We start from the raw sequence: 21,457 nt of genomic DNA on the forward strand, positions 1-21,457 counted from the left end.
TGAAATGATATTTTCAGTTATCATTTGCTGAGTGAAACGCCTTTGCGAACGAAATTAATACGCCTTCCAAAAAATTTCATTGCGCTCGTTTGCGTTAAATTTATTTTATCTAATTTTTATCCATCCACTCACAAATAGGATCATACAGCGTATCAATATTTCCTGCGCCTACTGTAAGAAGGATATCAAAATCTTTTTCTTTTATTTTATCAAAAGCTTCACTTAAAGTTGAAACTTCCTTTTTATCTAAATTCACTTTTTCCAATAACCAGCTTGAAGTAATGCCTTCAAAATTTTCCTGAAGCTCTCTTGCGGGATAAATATCAAGCAAAATCAATTCATCTGATTGGCTTAAACTTTCTGCAAATCCATCTGCAAAATCTCTCGTTCTGCTGAAAAGATGAGGTTGAAAAGCCACCAATAATTTCTTTTCCGGATAAAAAGTTCGGATTGAGCTCATCACCGCATTGATTTCTGTCGGATGGTGCGCATAATCGTCGATATAAATTTTACCGTTTTCGTATCTGTGTTTGGTATATCTTCTTTTAATTCCTTTAAAATTGGCAATCGCTTTTTTCAAAGTTTCAAAATTGACTCCTAAATTGTTTAAAATAGCTAACGCAACCGTCGCATTTTCAACATTGTGGATTCCCGGAATATCCCAGACAAAATCTTTCACCGTTTCCGTTGGAGAATGAAAATCAAAATAGATCTTATCATTCTCCATTCTAAGGTTATCTGAGTAATAATCAGCTACTTCATTTACAGCATAAGTAAGATGAGGTCTTCCGATTTCGATTCCTTTTCTTACAAACAGCTGTTTGTCATTCGGAACTAAAGCTGCAAATTGTTTAAATCCTTCTTCAATTGTATTTTTATCACCATAAATATCCAAATGATCTGCATCTGTAGAAGTTATCACTGCCCAGTCCGGAGAAAGATTCAGGAAACTTCTGTCATATTCATCTGCTTCAACCACAGAATATTGTGAACCGTTATAAAGGAAATTTGATTTAAAATTCTCAGATATTCCACCTAAAAAGCAAGAAAATGGCAAATCTGCTTCTTTGCACAAATGAGCAACTAAAGTAGATGTTGTAGTCTTCCCGTGAGTTCCTGCAACAGCTATACAATCTGTATTTTCTGTAATTAAACCTAAAACTTTTGCACGCTTTAATACTTCAAATTGATTGTCATTAAAATAATCTAAAATTCCCAGTTTTTTAATTGCCGGAGTATAAATTACCAATGTATTCTCTTTCTGAAGCGAAGTGATTCTTTCATCAATAACATCTTCAAAAACAATATCAATTCCTTCGTTTATCAAAGCCGTTGTCAACTTGGTATTGGTTTTATCGTAGCCCAGAACTTTTTTGCCCGAAGCATGGAAATAACGCGCCAAAGCACTCATTCCGATACCTCCGATTCCAACGAAGTAAAAATTTTGATATGTTTCTAAATTGTTCATTTTTAATTAAAATTTTCATTTTGTCATTCCGAGGAACGAGGAATCTCAACCTTGCAGATAGATTCTTCACTTCACTGCGTTCCGTTCTGAATGACAACCTTTATATTTATTTTATCACTTTAAAAATCTCGTCCACAATCTCTTTTGCAGCATTTGGCTTAGCAAAATATTTCAGATTTTCAGACATTTCCTTTCTTACATTTTCATTTTCGCAGATTTCTAAAAGAGTGTTCCAGAATTTTTCCTGCATTTCAGAGTCTTTTACCATTCTGGCTGCGTTTTTTTCAACCAGATTCATGGCATTTTTGGTTTGATGGTCTTCCGCTGCAAAAGGGAAAGGAACCAATAAAACTGGCTTCTGTGCCACCGCCAACTCTGAAATGGCAATTGCTCCCGCTCTCGAAACAATCACATCTGCTGCAGAATAGGCTGTTTCCATATCTTTAATGAATTCTTTCAACTGAATTTGAGATCCGAAATCCGAAATTCGAGATTCATTGCTTAATTCTTTATAATCCAGTTTGCCAGTTTGCCAGATCAATTGATAGCCTTTTTCTTTAAGGTTTTCTAAATTGTCTTTCCAACCGTTATTTAATGTTCTTGAGCCTAAAGAACCACCGACAGATAAAATAGTCAGTTTGTCTTGAGCCAGTCCCATTTTTTCTTTTGCTTGAGTTGCTTCCTGCATTCCTGAAATGATATTTTCACGAATCGGATTACCCAAAAACTTTATCTTTTCAGCCGGAAAACCTTCCACTTTCGGATAGGCTGTAAAAACGGCTTTTGCTTTTTTACTTAAAATTTTATTCGTTACGCCTGCATGTGCATTTTGCTCCTGAATAAAAATCGGAATTCCCATTTTGCTTGCTTCATATAAAGCGGGTCCACTTGCAAAACCACCTGTTCCAACCGCAAAATCCGGAGCAAAGTTTTTAATAATCTTTTTAGATTTAGATAAACTTTTTAAAATCTTAAAAGGCAGACCTAAATTCGACAACATATTTCCTCTGTCAATTCCGGCAATATCAATTCCTTCAATTTTATAACCAGCTTGCGGAACTTTTTCCATTTCCATTTTTCCGTTGGCTCCGATGAACAAAAACTCTGCATCAGGAAATCTTTTTTTGATCTCATCTGCAATGGCAATGGCAGGAAAGATGTGACCTCCTGTTCCGCCGCCGGATAATAATACTTTTAGTTTTTTGTTCATCTTTACGCTATATCGTTTATTTCTGCTACGCTTTGTTTTTTGCCCATTCCTTCTTCATCATAAATCTGTATTCTGGAGCTTATATTTAAAATAATTCCCAACTGCAAATATGTTACCAACATTGATGTACCTCCGTAACTTATCAAAGGAAGCGGTTGCCCTGTAACAGGGATCAAATTAACAGCAACTGCAATATTCACAGAGAGTTGTATAAAAATCATCACACCAAGACTGAGAACGAGCAAAGACCCGAAAAATGCAGGCATCTTGCTGGCTATCATTACGATACGAATAATCATTATTAAATATAAACTGACCAAAAAAACAGCCCCAATTGCTCCATATTCTTCTACAATAACTGCAAAAATAAAGTCGGATGCAGACTGTGGAAGCATTTGTTTTAAAGCACTTTTTCCCGGTCCCATTCCGGTAACTCCACCGTGAACGATGGCTGCTTTTGCCATCATCACCTGATAATTTTTTGCTTTGACACTTTCATCATCAACATCGGCTGTTTTTGCTTTGCTTGATGTAAATGTTTCGATTCGGCTCATCCATGTGTGAACACGGTTTCCGCCAATCAGGTTTGTATTTAAAGCAACTAATAAAAACAAAACAATGGCTATAAATGATGCAGAAATAAATCCTGCAATATATTTCCAGTGTAATTGTCCGATAATCAAAACGATAACGGAAACCATTAAGATCATTAATGCCGTAGAACCGTTATCTTTTGCAACCAATACGAAAACCAATAAAATAGGTCCGAAAATGTACATGATGTTCTCAATCGGAAGCCTTTCGCGAGTGATTTTCTTGGTTAAATATCTGCACAGATAAATAATCAACATTAAAAAAGCAAATGACGAGGGTTGAAATGAAATCGGCGTCCCTGGAATTTTTAACCATCGGGAAGCACTCGCTCCGTCGATTGTTTGTCCGGTAAACATGGTGATAATCAGCAATACAACCATCAAACCAAGCATAATGCTGCTGAGTTTTCCGATGTACTCGTATTTCACCATTCCAACTACTCTCATGATTCCCAAACCTAAGACTACAAAGAACATATGTTTGATAACGTGACCTGTTGTAGTCCCGTTATTAACGATATATTCCAGATTCGAACTTGCAGAATATACAGGGAAAATGGAGAAGATGGAGATCACAATGATGACCATCCAAAGCACTTTATCGCCCTTTAGAAATTCAAATCTGTTTTCTGTGTCTTGTTCGTTCATGTTTTTTAATGAATAATGAAAAACTAATCATGAAAAATTCGATTTTCACTTTTAATTAATCATTGTTAATTCTTAATTTTTTAGCACCTGCTCTTTAAACTGATTTCCTCTGTCTTCATAGCTTTTAAATAAATCAAAACTTGCGCAACAAGGAGAGAGTAAAACCGTATCTCCTTTTTTAGCTAAAGATTTTGAAATCTCAACCGCTTTTTCCATGCTTGAGGTATCATAAATAAACTCTTTCTTAAAGAAGTTTATAATCTTTTCATTATCAATTCCTAAGCAAACAATTGCTTTTACCTTTCTTTTGACTAAATCCTCAATTTCAGTATAGTCATTTCCTTTATCTAAACCTCCAACAATCCAAACAGTCGGAGTTTTCATGCTTTCTAAAGCGTAATATGTTGCATTTACGTTGGTTGCCTTGCTGTCATTGATGTATTTTACGCCATTAATTTCAGTGACAAGCTCCAATCTGTGTTCAACTGCCTGGAAAGTCATTAATGAATTTCTAATGCTTTCGTTATTGATTTGCAATATTTTACCGGCAATCGATGCAGCTAAGCTGTTTGCAACATTGTGGGTTCCTAAAAGAGATAATTCGTCAATTTTCATTGAAAAATCATCCTTTAATTTTACCTCAATTTTATCTTCATTAATGAAACCTCCTTCAGACAATTTTTCTTTTGTTGAAAAAGGAATCATTTTCGCTTTAATTTCTAATTTCTCAAGAATGTTTTTACTCATTTCATCATCTTTATTATAGATGAAAAAATTATCATTCTCCTGATTTTCAGCAATTCTGAATTTTGCTAACGCATATTCTTCATAATTGTAATTGTACTGATCCAAATGATCCTGTGACAAGTTCAATAATAAAGAAATATAAGGTCTAAAATTCTGAATATCATCTAATTGAAAAGAACTTACTTCTAAAACATAATACTCATGGTTTTCATCGGCAACCTGTTTTGCAAAGCTGTATCCAATGTTTCCGCCCAAACCTACATTTAATCCGTCATTTTTCAGGATATAGTAAATCAAAGACGTTGTTGTTGTTTTTCCGTTACTTCCAGTGATGGCAATAATTTTTGCGTCTGTAAATTCCGAAGCAAATTCAATTTCAGAAGAAAGTCTGATTCCTTTCTCATGAATTTGTTGGATAATTCCTGCTTTTTTCGGAATTCCAGGGCTTTTTACAATCCAGTCTGCGTTTAAAATTCTTGCTTCGTCGTGACTTCCTTCTTCAAATTCAATTTCATTTTCGATCAGAAACTGCTTATAATTATCTTTGATGGCGCCTTTATCCGAAAGAAAAACTTCCAATCCTTTCTTTTTCGCCAAATAGGCAGCTCCACAACCACTTTCTCCTCCTCCTAAAACAACTATTTTCATATTATTTGCTTTATGCTGTAGACTCTAAGCTTTAAGCCTGATGCTTATCGCTTATTGCTTACTGCTGATTTTTATCTCATCTTCAACGTAATCAAGCATACAATTGCCAGCATTACTCCAATGATTATCATTCTGTTAACGATTTTACTCTCATGAAAGCCTCCCTTCTGATAATGGTGATGTAAAGGGGACATTCTGAATAATCTATTGTTTTGGGCATATTCCATCCCGAATTTTCTTTTTCTGTATTTGAAAACCACTACCTGAAGCATTACAGAAATGTTTTCAATCAGGAAGATTCCGCATAATACAGGAATCATTAATTCTTTTCTTAAAATAATAGCTAAAACGGCAATTACTCCACCCAACATCAAACTTCCGGTATCGCCCATGAAAACCTGAGCCGGATAAGTGTTGTACCAAAAGAATCCGATCACGGCTCCTACCATCGCGACAACAAAAATTGTAGTTTCGCCCATATTTGGAAGAAACATAATATTGAGATAATCCGCAAAAATGATGTTACCCGAAACATAGGTGAAAAATGCTAAAGCTAGGAGTATCACAGTGCTTGTTCCTGCGGCGAGACCGTCAATTCCGTCGGTAATATTGGCTCCGTTCGAAACTGCTGTCACGATGAAAATAACAATTGGAATGAAAACAATCCAAGCCCATTCGTGAGCATCTTTATCATTCATCCAGAATAACATTCCGCTGTAATCGAATTCATTATTTTTAGCAAAAGGAACGGTAGAAACGGCAATTTTTTCTGTAGGCATAAAATTCTGCTCTACATTATTTCTGTTAACCACTTTCGCATCTGCATATTTTCTTTTAACGGTAATGTCGGGATGGAAATACATTGTAACTCCGACGATTAACCCTAATCCAACCTGTCCGACAATTTTAAATTTTCCACTTAAACCGTCTTTATTTTTCTTAACCTTTTTTAAATAATCATCTATAAAACCAATTGCCCCCATCCAAATGACAGTAACAATTAAAAGAACAATATAAACATTGGTAATTCTTGTGAATAATAAAACAGGAATCAAAGTTGCTAAAATGATGATAAAACCTCCCATAGTAGGTGTTCCTTCTTTTTGCTTTTGTCCGTCTAAACCAAGATCACGAACCAATTCGCCCATCTGTTTTGCTCTCAGATAGTTAATGATTCTTTTCCCATATACAAGCGCAATGGTTAAAGACAGCAAAACAGCCATTCCCGCTCGGAAGGAGATGTATTTCAACAATCCCAATCCCGGAACGTGAATTCCCATGCTGGTAAGATATTCGTATAGGTAGTATAGCATTATTTCAAATTTTAATAAATGATAATTTTACTTACTCATTAATTTCCAAAGTTCATTGATAGTTTCTTTGTCGTCAAAATGATGCTTTACACCATTAATCTCCTGATAATTTTCGTGACCTTTTCCTGCCACAAGAACAATATCTTTAGGTTCTGAGAATTTTATCGCCATTTTTATGGCTTCTCTTCTATCTGGAATTGAAGTGTATTTGCTGAAGTTTTGAGGTTCAACACCGGCTTCAATTTCTTTTATAATTACTGCAGGATCTTCCGTTCTCGGATTGTCTGAAGTGATGATTGCCAATGTAGATTTTTTCGTGGCAATATTTCCCATTTCAGGTCTTTTTGAATGATCTCTGTCGCCTCCGCAACCGAAAACAGTGATTAATCTTTCATTTTTTGTTCTGATATCATTAATGCTGTCCAGGATGTTTTCCAACGCATCCGGAGTGTGTGCATAATCTACAATGAAGAAAATTCCGCCATCTGATTTGAAAGTTTCAAATCTTCCTGAAACTCTTTTTAATTTGCTGATGGCCTGAAGAATTTCGTCTTGCTCAAAGCCAAGTTCAGAAGCAATTCCGAAAACCAATAATAAATTGTAGACATTGAATTTTCCTGTTAATGTTGTCCAGAATTCTTTTCCATTGAAATTCAATAACATTCCGTTGAAATCAACTTCCAATGATTTTCCGTGAAAATCTGCCATTGTTTTCAAAGCATAAGACTTCTTTGTAGCCTTTGTGTTTTGAAGCATGACATTTCCATTTTTATCATCAACATTCGTAATGGCAATCGCGGTATCTTCTAATTGATCAAAAAATCTTTTTTTCGTTTTTAAATATTCATCAAAAGTTTTGTGATAATCTAAATGATCGTGAGTAAGGTTTGTAAAGCCTGCAACTTTAAAATGAAGCCCTTCAATTCTGTTTTGAGCAATTCCGTGAGAACTTACTTCCATGAAAGCAAAATCACAACCTTCTTCAACTGCCTGAGCTAAAATTTTATTAATTGTAATAACATCTGGAGTCGTGTGAGTTGCCGGAATTATTTTATCTCCAATTCTGATTTCAACCGTAGAAAGTAAAGCTGAATCGTAGCCTAAATTTTTAAATACATCAAAAAGCAGGGTAGAAACAGACGTTTTTCCGTTTGTTCCTGTAACTCCGATTAATTTTAATTTTTCAGAAGGATTTCCGTAGAAATTGGAAGCTAATTGTCCCAAAGTTTTAGAAGAATCTTTTACTTTAACATAAGTAATATTTTCATCCAAATTTTTAGGAAATTCTTCACAAACGATTGCTTTTGCTCCTTTTTCAACCGAAGATGCAATAAATGAATGTCCATCCACAACCGTTCCTCTCATTGCGATGTACAAAGAGTTTTCCGTAACCTTTCTGCTGTCGAAAACCAATTCGGAAATCTCACGGGTATCGTCACCGTGAATTTCTAAAACTGGAATTCTTCTTAATAATTCATTTAGCTGCATTTCTTTGATGCTTTTGTTTTCAAATATTTTCATTTAATAGGACTTCATCCTATTCTATTTTAAATCGTTCCTTCAGGACTCTTTATTTTAATTCTGCAGAGACAAATAAATTCTCTGATTTTTACTTATTACTGTTCCTTCCAATGGGAATTGTTCTGTAATTCTTCCAACCCCTTTGTAATCGACACGATATCCTAAATTTTCCAATTGTGGGATCACGTTTTTACCGATTAATCCTACCACACTTGGCATTTGTTTATTATTAACTGCAACTTTCACATTGGGTTCAACCATTTTGTTTAGGTTTACCTTTCTGTCAACAAGCATTTCTTTTTCTATATTTTGAGGTGTTTTTAGGAATGTTTTTCCTGCAATTTCCTTAAATACCGGCGCTGAAACTGTTCCTCCATAAAATCCTTTTGCGGTATTTGGCTCACTGATCATAACGTAACACGTATATTTCGGATTATCAGCTGGGTAGAAACCTGCAAATGATGCACGATATTTCATCGGACCAGGCAACCAATATTCAAATCTTGCAGTTCCTGTTTTTCCTGCCATTTTTAAATTTGGCGTGAAAATACTTTTCCCTGTTCCTTTTTCAACGGCTTTTGTTAAGGCGCTGGTCATCATTTTAATAGCTTTTTCGGAAGCCATTTTATCAACCATTACTTCAGGTTTTGCATTATACATTACCTTTCCGTCTTTCATGATTTTGTCGATGAACAGAGGTTTTAGCATTTTGCCGCCATTAGCAACTCCGTTGTAGAAAGTTGCTAACTGTAATAAATTTATGTTTGATGAATATCCGTATGCAATTGACGCTAATGTTGCTGCATTCCATCTTTTGCTTTCCGGAGTTACAATTCTAGGTTTTGTAATTCCCGGAAGTTCAATATCCATTTTGTCGAATAATTTCCAGCGTCTTAAATGATCAAGGAAAATCTGTGGTTTTTCAGCGTAATATTTTGTAATTAATTTCGCTGAACCAACGTTGCTCGATTTTGCCAAAACATCACTGATGTCATAAGTTCCTCCACCGTGACCGTCTGAAATTCTCTGTTTTGCATAAACCCAAACTCCGTTTCCAACATCTACAGTTGTATTTTCATCAATAAAACCGTCGTCCATTGCAGCTAAAAGGGAAATTGTTTTGAAAGTAGATCCAGGTTCGATATTATCTTTTAAGGCATAATTGTATGAATCAACATAGTTTCCGTCGTCATCTCTTCTTAAATTAACCATTGCACGAACCTTTCCCGTCCCAACTTCCATCACAATAACAGTTCCGTGTTTTGCCTCGAAATTGATAAGCTGTTTTTGAAGAGCAGAATGTGCAATATCCTGAATTCTAAGGTCTAAAGTCGTATAAACATCTTCACCGTCAACAGGTTCCTGAACTTTCCAGTAATCAATTGGTTTCCATTGAGATGAATTGATTCTTTGCTCTAATCTTTTTCCGTCAGTTCCTTTTAAATATTTTGAAAAAGCCCCTTCAAGACCTGCTTTTACTTCACCTTCATCCATTCCGATAGTTCCGGCTCCGATTTCTGAAGTTGCCAATTCTCTCTTGTAATTTCTGTCTACAATAAAACCTCCTTTATTTTTACCTCTTTTAAAGATCGGGAATTTTCTGATTCTGTCATACTGATCGAAATCAAGACCCTTTGCCAATGTATAATATTGGTTTTTCTTTTTTCTCTGCTCGTCAAATTTTCTTTTAAATTCTAATGATGGCTTTCCGAACATTTTGCTTAAAGAATCCGATAATGCACTGATATTGTTGCTGTAAACTGTATCTTTCATTGTTTTAAAATCAAGATAAATATCATAACGCATCACCGTTGTTGCCAGAATAGAACCGTCTGAAGCGAATAAATTTCCACGAGCCGCCTTTAAAGTTGCAGTACGGTAATTTTTATTGATGTAGTCGTCCTTAATTTCCTGAACATTCGTGTTTTGAAGAATAATAATCCTTGCAAGGAACATTACAAACACGCACAAAGCCACCACTGCAAAGAGGTAGCCCCATCGTAAAGTATTTTTACGCTTATTGTCGTATTCATTTTGCTTTTGCATCTGTACTGTCCAGTTTTATTAGCAATTTATGAGGGTGATTTTCCAGGGTCATTAATGAATCCTTGGCAACTTCTTTCCCCAACTCTGATTCCATTTTTACTTTGATCAGCTTACTTTGAGCGTAAGCGTTTCGTGATTTATATTCTTCTGTTTCTTCTTTTAAAGCGTTGACAATTTTAATCTTTTTATTGACGAGATGATTGCTGTAAATCATTGCCATCATCAAAACAAACAACAGGAGAAAATACTTGTAATGTACTTTTATCTCATCACGGTTCAGGAAATTTCCTTTTATAATATCTATAAAAGTTAATCTCTTCTGAGGACGATTTGTTGTTGCTCTTTTTGCCACGCTTTTTAATAATTGATCAATGATAAAATATAATTGATACCATCACCTATCATTGATTATTTATCATTTATATTTTTATTCCTGTTCTCATTTTAGCACTTCTGGCTCTTGAGTTTTCTTCGATTTCCTTATCGTCTGGAATGATCGCTTTGCTCTTTACCAACTCAAATGCTTTTTTATAATTTCCGTAAATGTCTCTTTGAGGTTCTCCCTCAAACATTCCGTTTTTCAAAAATCTTTTTACAAGTCTGTCTTCTAAAGAGTGATAAGAAATAACAACCAGTCTTCCTTCAGGTTTTAAAATATTATATGCCTGAACAAGCATTTCCTTTAAAACTTCCAACTCCTGATTTACTTCAATTCTAATTGCCTGAAACAACTGAGCATAAAATTTATTCACTTTATGCGGAGGAAGATAGCTGAATAATTTTTTCAGATCTTCTGTTGTGTTAATGCTTTTTGTTTTTCTGTGATGAACGATATCTCTTGCTAATTTTCTCGCTTCTCTCAATTCACCGTAATAATAAAAAATATCTGCAAGCTGCTCTTCATCATAATCATTGATAACTCTTTTAGCATCAAGACCCTGCATTACATTCATTCTCATATCTAGCGGAGCATTGCTTCTTGTAGAAAAACCTCTTTCTGCTTCGTCAAACTGATGCGAAGAAACACCAAGATCCGCTAGAATTCCGTCAACCTGAGGAACTCCGTACATGAGTATAGAGTTTTCTAAGAATCTGAAATTCTGATTAATCAATGTAAATCTCGAATCATCAATTGTATTTTTAAGAGCGTCTAAATCCTGATCAAAACTGAACAGTCTCCCTTTATCCGAAAGTCTGCTCAATATTTCTCTTGAATGGCCACCGCCACCAAAAGTACAGTCCACATACGTTCCGTCTGGATTCGTTACCAAATCATCAACACTCTGCTTCAGCAAAACGGGGTTATGATACATGTTAAGTTGTGTTTTTTTACGCTTTTATTTTAAATATTAATAATCGCGTGGTTATTCTTCATCGAAAGCGCCCATCACATCTTCGGCAAGGCTTGCAAAATCATCTTCATTAATGGAAATTACCTTTTCATAGGCATCTTTGTCCCAAATTTCAAACAATTCTCCTGCACTTGTAATCACAATATCTTTCTGAAGATTTGCGAAAACGGTGAGATCTTTCGAAATCTGGAGTCTTCCAGCATTATCCAATTCTACAGTTTTTACACCTGCCGTAAACATTCTAATGAAATCAGCATTCTTTTTAATGAATCTGTTCAGTTTATTAATCTTGCCCATTACTTTATCCCATGCATTCATAGGGTAAACTTCCAGACAAGACTGGAACACAGATCTTTTGACTACAAATGCCTTGTCGTCGAAGTTTTCCATCTGCTTGGTAAGAGATGAAGGAACTTTTAAACGGCCTTTGTCGTCAATTTTACACTCATATGTTCCAATGAAACTTTTCATTTGGAGCAAATTTATATAATAATTTCCAAATCCTCCCACTTTTTACCACTTTTTACCTTAATGTTAATAAGTTTTATTAAAGATTGAATTTCGGGGCTGTAATTGCTTGATATGTTTGCTGTTGAGAAAGCTATTATTCAGACCATAACAAATAGATTTTCAAAAAAACAGTTAAAAAAGAGTTTGGTATATTATTTTTATTTTAAATTAGGGTAATCAAAATATTTTTGAGGTTTAATTTGTATTTTTGCAAGGCTTTATTAAGGCATTTTATGATATTTAGTACAAAAAAAGAAAAGAAATATACTTTTGTAGAGGCGGGAGAAGGACATCCATTGGTGCTGTTGCACGGTTTAATGGGTGGTTTGAGTAATTTCGATAAGATGGTAGATTTTTTTTCGAACAGGGGATTCAAGGTTTATGTTCCTCAGTTGCCGATCTACGATTTGCCGGTACTCAATACGAATCTTACCACAATTGCAAAATATATTGTCAAGTTTATAGAAAGTAACATTTCCGGACCTGTAACTATTGTTGGAAATTCAATGGGAGGTCATATCGGATTGATTTTAACTCTGGCAAGACCGGATTTGGTTAAAAATCTTGTTCTTACAGGAAGTTCAGGTTTATACGAAAGAACTTTCGGAGATAGTTTTCCGAGAAAGAACGACCGTTCCTATATAAGAAAGAAAACAGAAGAGGTTTTTTATGATCCGTCTGTTGCAACAGAAGATTTGGTAGATGAAGTTTTCGGGGTTGTAAATGACAGAATGAAAGGCATCAAAACCGTAATGTTGGCAAGAAGCGCTATCAAACACAATATGTTGAACGATCTTCCTAAAATTCTGACACCTACGTGTCTGATTTGGGGGAAGCAGGATAATGTAACACCTCCGGAAGTTGCAGAAGATATGCACAAATTTATCCCAAATTCAGATCTTTTCTGGATCGATAAATGTGGTCACGCAGCGATGATGGAAAAACCAGATGAATTTAATGAAATTCTCTATAGCTGGGTAAAAGATAAAGTTTAAAAATAAAACATAAATGACCATTAAGAGCTTTTCTTAATGGTTTATTTTTCTAAAAAAGATTCTAAAAATGGTTATTAAAACAGCAACATTTGTAAAAAGCAGCGGAAAATGGCAGGATTGCCCCGAACCGAATATGGCGGAATATGCTTTTATCGGAAGATCTAATGTTGGAAAATCATCATTAATCAATGCAATGATGAATCATAAAGATTTGGCTAAAACTTCCGGAACTCCGGGAAAAACACAGCTTATTAATCATTTTTTAGTTAATGACAGTTGGTATTTGACGGATTTACCGGGTTACGGATATGCGAAGGTTTCTAAGTCGATCAGAAAAGATTTTGAAAAACTGATCACGAATTATATTTTAAACAGAAAAAATTTAGTTAATCTTTTTGTGTTGGTAGATTCCAGACATACACCTCAGCAAATCGATTTGGAATTTATCCAGTGGTGCGGAGAAAGTGGAGTGCCGTTTTCAATCGTTTTTACAAAAGTTGATAAGTTGAAACCAAATATTGCCATTAAAAACGTAGAAAATTATAAGGCTGAACTTCATAAAACATGGGAAGACTTACCGGAAATCTATGTGACTTCGGCAGAAAAGAAAACAGGCGGTGACGAAATTCTGAACTTCATCCAAAAGACAAACGAATTTTTAACAAATAATCACGTAAGTTTCGATGAGTAATATTATTTGGAAAATCAAAACTTTCGATGAGTTTACGGTTCCTGAATTATATGCCGTTTTAAAAGCAAGAATCGATGTTTTTGTAATCGAACAAAATTGTCCTTATCCTGATTTGGATAATTATGATCAGAAAGCAATCCATATTTGGGCGGAAGAAGACGGAGAAGTTTTAGCCAATTGCAGGATTTTCGACAAAGGAATAAAATATGACGAAACATCAATCGGAAGAGTTTTAACAACAGAAAAAGCAAGGGGTAAAAGTCTTGGGAAATTATTGATAAAATATGCTGTTGAAACCATCGAAAACCGTTTCCATACTTCTGAAATGCGAATTTCTGCACAGGATTATTTATTGAAATTCTATTCTGATTTTGGATTTGTAGATACAGGGAAAAAATATTTGGAAGACGATATTCCGCATACGGAAATGTTGAGAAAATAAAGAAAAGCGAGGAAATTATTCTTCGCTTTTTTTATGATTCATTTATTTCCTTTTATTGAGATAACATTGTTGGATTTTCGCAAAGGCGCAAGGATTTGAAATTATATATTTTATAAAAGGCGCAAAGATTTTATCTTCGATAAAATTGATTGAAAATCTTTAATTTTCTTACGCCTTAAAGCGTTAAATTGATAATAGACCTTGCGTCTTTGCGAAAACCAACAAAAAAGGTTTTATTTTCCGGTAATAGCTTTTAAAATAATAGGTTCAAGATTCGACGGAAGATCAGCTGATTTGATCTGATAGTTTTTGATTTTCATTTCTTTAAACCAGTTTTCCCAGTATTCTTTAATGACAGCTTCTTCAAACGGATTTCCTTTTTCCGGATTGATTCCCAAAACAATTACTTCGAGATTGCTCAGATTATCGTTGGCTTTTACGAAACCGAATTTGTTTTTTTCAATAGTATTTTTAAAATCAGAAGTAGTAAGATTATTTGATTTAATCAATTTGGTTGTCAGATAAGACGTTTTATTTTCTTCTGCAAATTTCGTATTTTCATGATACATATATCCGTCTGTTAAGATGAATAAAATGTTTCTTTTATCGTTTTTTATGCAATAATCATTGACTTTGTTTTTGAAAAATTCCCAAATATCAGAACCTACATAATTTCCGTCGTGAATGGCTGACTGATAAATATTTAAAGGCAATTCAGAATATTTTTTTTCGACAGAGGCGAAATAATCTTTGCTTGTATTTTTATCGAAAGCAACTTTAAGGTCTTTTGTAAACTGATTCATTTTAGGATCCAAAGGTTCGGGATTGAAGAAAACCTGCATCTGATCGTCGTAAGTAATGATCTTTTTTGATTTAATATGATTTAAAAATCCTTTTTCAATGGCTTTGATATATTCCGTATCTCTTTGAAAATATTCCATCGTTGGATTTGGATTGGTTTTAGGATCAATTCTATCGGATAAATCAATTAAAATGCTGACATTGATGTTGTTTCGATCAACAATAATTGAATCTTTTTTACCACCTTCTCCATCTTTTATGGAATCTTTGCAGCAAGAAATCAAAGAAATAATCATTAATAAATAAAATATTTTTTTCATAATCTATGATTTATAAAGATGATAGATAAACTAAATTTTGATTGTCAGAATTTGCTCCTACAGTTTCCAGATTAGTATTATACGTTTCAATACATCCATCAATCATATTCTGTTTTTCAGTTCTTGAAACCGCTATTTTTTCCCCGATAAAAGTTACCCAACCCTGAACATATTCCGATGCATATAATTTATAATCTTTAGTCGGAATGATAACTCCATCGATAATATTCTGCAATTCTTCAATTCTACCTTTTGTTTTGATAATCAGTTCTTTTGTATTTCCAATGTTGGCAAGGATTTCCTCGATTTCATTTTTCAGAACATTTATTTTTTCCTGAAAAAATTCGATTCTTTTCTGTCTGATTTCCTGTTCGTTTTTGATCTTATCTTTTTCTTTATGTTCTTTCATGACAAAGTCAAAAACCAATCCCCAGATAATATAAACAATGAATCCTGCGAAAATAATTTCCCAAAACTGATTTTGGGTAAAAGCGATTTTAAGATCGAATTGAGGAGACTCAATAGTTTTTTCTATGTCATATTTTTTTGTTTCAATTTCATATGCCAAAATCACATCGAAAATAAAAGTCACAATAAGTAATAAACTGAGTTTGATATAATTGGTTCTGTTTTTATTTTCACCGAACATATGAATCAAAAAACCAAATCCAAGAAAGACAAAAGGAATTAAAACGACAAAAGCAGCTTCAGTAAAACCGTCATTCAAAGCTTTATCTAATGCTTGTGGATCAAAGACACTTTGTATCACAGTACTTTTTGGATCAAAAGTTTTAAAAAATGCAGAATAAGAAGTTGAAATGTAAAATATTCCTAAATATAAAGTAATAGGAAACAAAAGAATGAAACCAATCCAAAATTTAGTGGATGCTCCTCTTGTCGCTTTTACATTATATTTTTCAGGATTTCGGGGTAAATCGATGATTTCAGATTTTAAGGTTTCAATGGTATGTTGATGATTTTCAACTTCTGTGTTTTTAGTCTTTAAAAGTTCTTCTTTGGTTTCCTGTGAAACAGTTAAGGCTTTAATTTCTGTTTCTCTGTTTTTTTGTTCGTTAATGTAAGATTCTTTTAACTGATGCTGCTTTTCAACCATTTCTTTTTCCTCATTTTGAAATTTTGAGTAAACAGCATCAAGACAAATTGATAGGGTAGAGTGGTTTCCGCTTGTTCTGGAACTGTCTCTGTAACCCGATTCATGATAGGTTCTCTTTCTGCTTTCTTCAGAAGATTCTTCGTTTGGATCTACTTCATTTGATGAAGGTTGTTCCGGTTTGGGTTCTATCGGAACGGATTTTAGTTTGAATAAGTTTTTTATACTGGTGGTATCCATGGTGTTTTAGTTTTTTAATTCATATAAAATTTCACTTTTATTCTTTCCGATTTTTACGGCTTCTATCAGATAATCAACAATGGCGGTAACGTTTTCTTCCAAAAATCCAAACATCAAGACGTACTTTTCCATCGCAGAATATTCGTTTGGCGAAACTATTCCGTCTGCCCAAATCATTACCGTGAGATCATACAGATAATCTACTTTTTCTTCGATAGTTTGCGGAATCAATGATTTTAAATTGATTGGATTTAAAAGAATCTCGTCCAGATTTTTAGATGAAATTCCTCTTTCCTCGGCACATTTATAAAGCATTTTCAATTCTAAGGCACTGAAATCATCATCACAGATTGCCATTTGATAAAGCCTTAAAAAATGAGCCTTAAGATTTTCAGTTATTTGATTGTTTTCCATGTCATTTTTTTAGTCTTCTTTTGGTTTTTTAGGATTGATAATTCTGTCCCTTGAAACAGTTCTTTGGTGTATTGGTAATGAATGCTCTGATGTTTCTTCGGTAATTTCTTCTTCCTTTTTTTGTTCTAACTTTTCTATGAAATTGATCAACAGAAATAAAATTCCTGTAATCGTATCAATCGGAATCCATACGCTTTTCCGATACAAATAAATTGGGAAAATAGGATTGAAAAGGATGAGTATGACAAGAAAAATTATACTGAAATAATGCTGTTTAGAGCTTAAAGTATTATATAAAACCAATAAAGCTCCGATGGAAACAAGAATTCTGAGAAAAGTATAATATTCGATGGGAAGCCTGAAAATACCGATGAAACAACAGAGCGCACAGAAAGTGAGAAATGGTTTCATATTTAAATTTTTAAAATCCTGTTTTAAAATTGTATTTGTAATTAAAACGGCTTTCAGACATGAACAGAAACGCGAAGAAATCTATAACAGAAATAATGACAGGAATGAAAGTCCAGCAAAATAGCAAGTAAAGAATTCCCATAATGTTCTGTCCCAGATAGAATCTGTGAATCCCTATTCCTCCTAAGAAAAAAGTAAGCAGTACGGTGGTAGATTTTGATTTCATAATTTTTAAACTCTTGATAAAATTTTATTCTTTTTTTCTTCAAATTCTTCCGGAGAAATAATTCCGTTTTCCATTAAACCTTTTAATTTTTGTAAAAGCGCAAATGGATCTTCATTTTCTAGTAGCAAAGGTTTTTGCTGTTGCTGAAATTGTTGGGGATGTGTAATAATCGGAGTTGCATTATTTACTGTAACACCACCGGCTGAAGCTCTTCTGGTTTCCAAATCCTTTTCCCTTCTAACGCCTCTCATTTGTTCCTCAATTTCCTGGGCATATTGATAAAGTTTTCGGGCTTGGTTTTTTGGAAGATAATCCATCATATTGGTGAAATTTCTTGTGGTTTTCATCATAAAAGTTGAACCGACAATTCCTTCCTTAATATGACATTCTGCAACATCTACCCAACTGTAATCCTGAAAATCCATAGAAAACCCGAAATTTTTAGGTCTGCAGAAAATAATTCGCCTGTTGGTAAGTGCAATGCAATCTGGAGATAAATTGAGAATAGGTTTCTTCTGAACCGCAATATATTCTACAGATTCCTGAGAAGTGAGAAGACTGTTGATTCTCCCCAAAAGCTTTTCTACGGCTTTTGGGTCTTGTTCTTCATTTAAAAATTTCTTTAAGTTCATGTTATTTTGTTTTTAGTTATTTTACATCTTTATAAAAAACATATCCTATTTTTCCGCTTTTTTTAATTTGTACTTTGTACCACGAATCCAATTTTGAAAGCTGAATCAGTTTTGTGTTTTTGGGCACACTTGCAATTACTTTAGATTTTATTGACGGTTTTTCATAAATATTGGTTATCGCAATTCCTGCAATATATCTGTTGTTGGAATTGACATTGACGTTCACCTCATCAATAAAAACTTTGGGAGGTTTATTGGATTTTATCTTTGAAGATTTACGCGATTCTGAAGTTTTGTGTTTCTTCGATTTGCTTCTTTTTGAAGAGCTTTCTGAAGAAGAACTTCTTCCCGAAGAACCACCGCCGCAAACTCCACAGGTTCCGCCACCGCTGCAATGTCCGCATCGTGAACAGTTTGAGCAAGCGGTGCAATATGCAGAACCTGTACATCTTCCGTCGTGTCCGATGTTGTCATTTGCTTTTACACAAGAATTTAAAAGAAATAAAGTGAAGGTAATTATGATGAATGGTATTAGTTTTTTCATGGTTAGTTGTAATTTTCTAATGTTTGATGAAGCTGATTTCTGAAATTGTAGATTTCATCGAGAGTATTTAATAAAACCTTTTCTCCCGCTTCTTTGCCGTTGTGAAAAGTTTCCAGATATTTATTAGCGGTATTAAAATGGAGTCTGCAAAGAGGTTTTCTGTTGTTATCATCCAATAAATCCCGAAGTAGGACAAGGTATCTCTGTAAGCAATTCTTGCAGAAGGAATTTTTTCTCTTAGAATAGCTTTTACAATCTGAAATCCTTCTAATTCTTCTTCCGTGGTTACGATTTTAGAATCATTGTTTTCATCGATGGGCTGAGAATTTTTCACATCATCTTCCCGTTTTTCAATTTGCTCATTAATGCTTAAAGCGGATTTTAGCCTGAAACTGATGGATTCATTAATAGAAGTTGTTAATGCTTTTTTCGCATATTCTTTAAAAGAAACCATTCTGTTTGCTGTTAAAGGTTTTTCAAAGAATCGGTTGACCAAAAGTTTTACCAGTTCATCAGATGGATTTTCGATTTCTTTTTCGAATTCTTTTCTGATGGCTTTGATATATTTTAATGCTTCTGCGGAATCCAGAATGCTTTCCAGATTGTAATCTTTTTTGGTAAAACTTTCAAGAATTTTAATCGAACTGTCTTTTAAATCTTCAATATTAATCGTGAAAAAAGGTTTTTCATCCATAATATTGGGCTTCTCAAGATCTGTATAGAAATTATAAACGATTCCGTTGGTAAGAACGCCGAATCTCGTTTTAGAAACATGATAATATCTGTGAAGCTGAGAATTATGAGCGTCCGCACTTTCCTTCCAGTGTTTACATTCTATGATGAAAATAGGCTCGTCATTATTTTTTATAACGTAATCTACCTTTTCACCTTTCTTTGTTCCGATATCGCAAACGTGTTCAGGAACGACCTCTGTCGGATTGAAAATATCATATCCTAAAATTTGAATAAAAGGCATGACGAAAGCATTTTTTGTAGCTTCCTCTGTTCCGATCTGTTCTTTTAAACCAATAACTTTTTGATGCAGTTGCTCAAGTTTTATTTTAAGATCCATAATTTTTAGTTTTTAAGAGTTTCATCAACGATTTCTGCAGTTGGAGCATTAGATTTCACAGAATGAATTCCATTTTCCATCGCTGTTTTCGAAGCGTAAAATTGGCTCTTCCCAATAATCTCTCCGTTTCTGGCTTTTAAGACAAAATAATCTTTACCGTTTACCGCAACTCTTTTATCGTATCGGGAATCGTCCTGAGAATTGATTCTCACAGATTCTATTCCTTTTTGGCAAGATGCTTTCTGAACATAGCCTTCGCTAGTTAAAATGATTTCTCCGTTTCCGGCTTTTAGATTGAATTGATACTCATTGTTGATTCTTTGAGTGATTACAAATTTTCCCATGATTGTTTTTATTTAACATTCCAAAAGTATAACCCTTTAAATTCCAATCCTTACGGTTTTCCGTAAAACCGGCAAAAAACAAAAAAACCTCTCAAAAAGATGAAAGGTTTTAAAATAAAATTTTAGAAGAATATATTTTTATGAAAGCTTGAGATAAGAAAATTCGTCAATTCGAATTTTTTCATGATTAAACAACGTCAAAAAGTCTCTCATGATACTTTTTACCTCTTGCTTGATTCTTTGAGTATCTCGCAAGACTCTTTTTGCTTATCGCTTGACAGTTTTTGTGTCACGCTTGAGTCTTTTAATGTCTCGCGTGATTCTTTTTATATCAAACTTGATACTTTTTGCTTATTGTTTGACTCTTTTTGTGACACGTGTGATTCTTTTAGTATCAAGCAAGATACTTTTAGTATCTTGCGAGACTCTTTGAGGCTATCGTTTGATACTAAAAGAGTCAAATTGTCAGCTTTTTATCTTAATGTTATGATGTTAAATAATCCCGATGTCCTTACAAAATGCAACCAATTGTTCGTTGCTGTTGACTTCAAGATCTTCTTTTAAACTATTTAATTTTTTCTCAACACTGCTCAAACTGTATGGTCTAATATCTTTTTCTTGAAGATGAGTTGGAATGTTTTTCTGCAAAATTCCTTTAGAGAGAAGAGAAACCAGTGTAATATCATAAGCCGAAAATTCATAACTGTTGAATTTTTTTACGTCCTGCTTCATATCAAGAGATAAATAATTTTCGTCGATATAAACAGATGCGATGGATTTTTTCAGTTCCTTAGAATCATTTCTGGCTTTTCTGACATAACCGTTGATTTCATATTCCTTGAAAAGCGAATTAACAACTGCTGATTTATGTTCGGCAGAAAAAACAATAACTTTTAAAGAAGGCTGAATTTCTTTTATTCTCTGAATTAATTCTCTTCCGTCTTTAATTTCCTGCTCCCGATGGTCTTCTTCATAATAAAGGTCGGTAATCAGAAGGTCGTAAGGTTCATTTTCACGGATTGATTTCTGGATTTTTGCCAATGCATCATCACAATAATAGACATAATCAACATTCGGAATGTTGAGATCCTCCAATGTTTTCTGTACAGACAAATTGATGCTTTCGTGGTCTTCGGCAATTAAGATTTTTTTGAACAT

At 33.9% G+C, this 21,457-nt stretch carries 22 protein-coding genes and 1 pseudogene; 3 read left to right on the plus strand and 20 right to left on the minus strand.

The window, feature by feature from the left end; all coding sequences use genetic code 11:
* Positions 1 to 109: 109 nt before the first annotated feature.
* The 10 genes from murC to mraZ all read right to left on the minus strand — a co-directional run bounded on the left by murC (position 110) and on the right by mraZ (position 12,017).
* The gene (murC, locus tag ABD940_RS10295) at positions 110 to 1,468 is read right to left on the minus strand and encodes a UDP-N-acetylmuramate--L-alanine ligase (protein WP_345203243.1); all 1,359 of its coding nucleotides are present in this window, start codon (positions 1,466 to 1,468) and stop codon (positions 110 to 112) included.
* Between the two features lie 106 nt (positions 1,469 to 1,574).
* Positions 1,575 to 2,678 carry an undecaprenyldiphospho-muramoylpentapeptide beta-N-acetylglucosaminyltransferase gene (gene murG / locus ABD940_RS10300; RefSeq protein WP_345203246.1) on the minus strand — a complete coding sequence of 368 codons (1,104 nt, stop codon included), beginning with the start codon at positions 2,676 to 2,678 and terminating at the stop codon, positions 1,575 to 1,577.
* A gap of 2 nt (positions 2,679 to 2,680) precedes the next feature.
* A complete protein-coding gene (locus ABD940_RS10305) occupies positions 2,681 to 3,919 on the minus strand; it encodes an FtsW/RodA/SpoVE family cell cycle protein (protein ID WP_345203248.1) in 1,239 nt (412 codons plus the stop codon).
* A gap of 72 nt (positions 3,920 to 3,991) precedes the next feature.
* Positions 3,992 to 5,314 (minus strand): UDP-N-acetylmuramoyl-L-alanine--D-glutamate ligase, encoded by a 1,323-nt coding sequence (murD, locus tag ABD940_RS10310; protein WP_345203251.1) that lies wholly within the window; start codon positions 5,312 to 5,314, stop codon positions 3,992 to 3,994.
* Between the two features lie 71 nt (positions 5,315 to 5,385).
* Positions 5,386 to 6,627, minus strand: a complete 1,242-nt coding sequence (gene mraY / locus ABD940_RS10315; RefSeq protein ID WP_345203254.1) for a phospho-N-acetylmuramoyl-pentapeptide-transferase — start codon at positions 6,625 to 6,627, stop codon at positions 5,386 to 5,388.
* Between the two features lie 27 nt (positions 6,628 to 6,654).
* On the minus strand, positions 6,655 to 8,115 hold the full coding sequence (locus ABD940_RS10320) for a UDP-N-acetylmuramoyl-L-alanyl-D-glutamate--2,6-diaminopimelate ligase (RefSeq protein ID WP_345204703.1): 1,461 nt from the start codon (positions 8,113 to 8,115) through the stop codon (positions 6,655 to 6,657).
* Positions 8,116 to 8,202: 87 nt separating this feature from the next.
* The gene (locus tag ABD940_RS10325) at positions 8,203 to 10,194 is read right to left on the minus strand and encodes a penicillin-binding transpeptidase domain-containing protein (protein WP_345203258.1); all 1,992 of its coding nucleotides are present in this window, start codon (positions 10,192 to 10,194) and stop codon (positions 8,203 to 8,205) included.
* Positions 10,178 to 10,546: an FtsL-like putative cell division protein gene (locus ABD940_RS10330; protein ID WP_345203260.1), complete on the minus strand. Its 369-nt coding sequence runs from the start codon at positions 10,544 to 10,546 to the stop codon at positions 10,178 to 10,180. Before ABD940_RS10330 ends, ABD940_RS10325 begins: the two co-directional genes overlap by 17 nt.
* A gap of 67 nt (positions 10,547 to 10,613) precedes the next feature.
* Positions 10,614 to 11,507: a 16S rRNA (cytosine(1402)-N(4))-methyltransferase RsmH gene (gene rsmH / locus ABD940_RS10335; RefSeq protein WP_345203262.1), complete on the minus strand. Its 894-nt coding sequence runs from the start codon at positions 11,505 to 11,507 to the stop codon at positions 10,614 to 10,616.
* 51 nt (positions 11,508 to 11,558) lie between these two features.
* Positions 11,559 to 12,017, minus strand: a complete 459-nt coding sequence (gene mraZ, locus ABD940_RS10340; RefSeq protein WP_345203264.1) for a division/cell wall cluster transcriptional repressor MraZ — start codon at positions 12,015 to 12,017, stop codon at positions 11,559 to 11,561.
* A gap of 272 nt (positions 12,018 to 12,289) precedes the next feature.
* Here mraZ and ABD940_RS10345 point away from each other — a divergent pair, with 272 nt between their 5' ends.
* The 3 genes from ABD940_RS10345 to ABD940_RS10355 all read left to right on the plus strand — a co-directional run bounded on the left by ABD940_RS10345 (position 12,290) and on the right by ABD940_RS10355 (position 14,184).
* Positions 12,290 to 13,051, plus strand: a complete 762-nt coding sequence (locus ABD940_RS10345) for an alpha/beta fold hydrolase (protein WP_345203267.1) — start codon at positions 12,290 to 12,292, stop codon at positions 13,049 to 13,051.
* A 67-nt stretch (positions 13,052 to 13,118) separates the two neighbouring features.
* Positions 13,119 to 13,742 (plus strand): ribosome biogenesis GTP-binding protein YihA/YsxC, encoded by a 624-nt coding sequence (yihA, locus tag ABD940_RS10350; protein WP_344833020.1) that lies wholly within the window; start codon positions 13,119 to 13,121, stop codon positions 13,740 to 13,742.
* On the plus strand, positions 13,735 to 14,184 hold the full coding sequence (locus ABD940_RS10355; RefSeq protein ID WP_345203270.1) for a GNAT family N-acetyltransferase: 450 nt from the start codon (positions 13,735 to 13,737) through the stop codon (positions 14,182 to 14,184). The genes yihA and ABD940_RS10355 overlap by 8 nt, the downstream gene beginning before the upstream one ends.
* Positions 14,185 to 14,417: 233 nt before the next feature.
* Here the strand turns inward: ABD940_RS10355 and ABD940_RS10360 are convergent, their stop codons facing one another.
* From ABD940_RS10360 to ABD940_RS10405, 10 genes and pseudogenes are all read right to left on the minus strand, one after another.
* The gene (locus ABD940_RS10360; protein ID WP_345203273.1) at positions 14,418 to 15,305 is read right to left on the minus strand and encodes a hypothetical protein; all 888 of its coding nucleotides are present in this window, start codon (positions 15,303 to 15,305) and stop codon (positions 14,418 to 14,420) included.
* A 10-nt stretch (positions 15,306 to 15,315) separates the two neighbouring features.
* Positions 15,316 to 16,656: a beta-carotene 15,15'-monooxygenase gene (locus ABD940_RS10365; RefSeq protein WP_345203276.1), complete on the minus strand. Its 1,341-nt coding sequence runs from the start codon at positions 16,654 to 16,656 to the stop codon at positions 15,316 to 15,318.
* A 6-nt stretch (positions 16,657 to 16,662) separates the two neighbouring features.
* A complete protein-coding gene (locus tag ABD940_RS10370) occupies positions 16,663 to 17,070 on the minus strand; it encodes a hypothetical protein (RefSeq protein WP_345203278.1) in 408 nt (135 codons plus the stop codon).
* A 9-nt stretch (positions 17,071 to 17,079) separates the two neighbouring features.
* On the minus strand, positions 17,080 to 17,481 hold the full coding sequence (locus ABD940_RS10375) for a DUF6804 family protein (RefSeq protein WP_345203280.1): 402 nt from the start codon (positions 17,479 to 17,481) through the stop codon (positions 17,080 to 17,082).
* Positions 17,482 to 17,491: 10 nt separating this feature from the next.
* Complete coding sequence (locus ABD940_RS10380) at positions 17,492 to 17,707, minus strand: TM2 domain-containing protein (protein WP_345203283.1); 216 nt, start codon at positions 17,705 to 17,707, stop codon at positions 17,492 to 17,494.
* Positions 17,708 to 17,712: 5 nt separating this feature from the next.
* Entirely contained in the window at positions 17,713 to 18,339 is a 627-nt protein-coding gene (locus ABD940_RS10385) for a PH domain-containing protein (RefSeq protein ID WP_345203285.1), read from the minus strand.
* Positions 18,340 to 18,355: 16 nt separating this feature from the next.
* Positions 18,356 to 18,883: an SH3 domain-containing protein gene (locus tag ABD940_RS10390; protein WP_345203288.1), complete on the minus strand. Its 528-nt coding sequence runs from the start codon at positions 18,881 to 18,883 to the stop codon at positions 18,356 to 18,358.
* 2 nt (positions 18,884 to 18,885) lie between these two features.
* Positions 18,886 to 19,955, minus strand: a pseudogene (locus ABD940_RS10395) (type I restriction endonuclease).
* 5 nt (positions 19,956 to 19,960) lie between these two features.
* Entirely contained in the window at positions 19,961 to 20,299 is a 339-nt protein-coding gene (locus ABD940_RS10400) for a YegP family protein (protein ID WP_345203290.1), read from the minus strand.
* A 492-nt stretch (positions 20,300 to 20,791) separates the two neighbouring features.
* Positions 20,792 to 21,457: a response regulator gene (locus ABD940_RS10405; RefSeq protein WP_345203293.1), complete on the minus strand. Its 666-nt coding sequence runs from the start codon at positions 21,455 to 21,457 to the stop codon at positions 20,792 to 20,794.

Origin of the sequence: Chryseobacterium ginsengisoli, from assembly GCF_039542325.1 — a bacterium.
GTDB classification, from domain to species: Bacteria; Bacteroidota; Bacteroidia; order Flavobacteriales; family Weeksellaceae; genus Chryseobacterium; species Chryseobacterium ginsengisoli.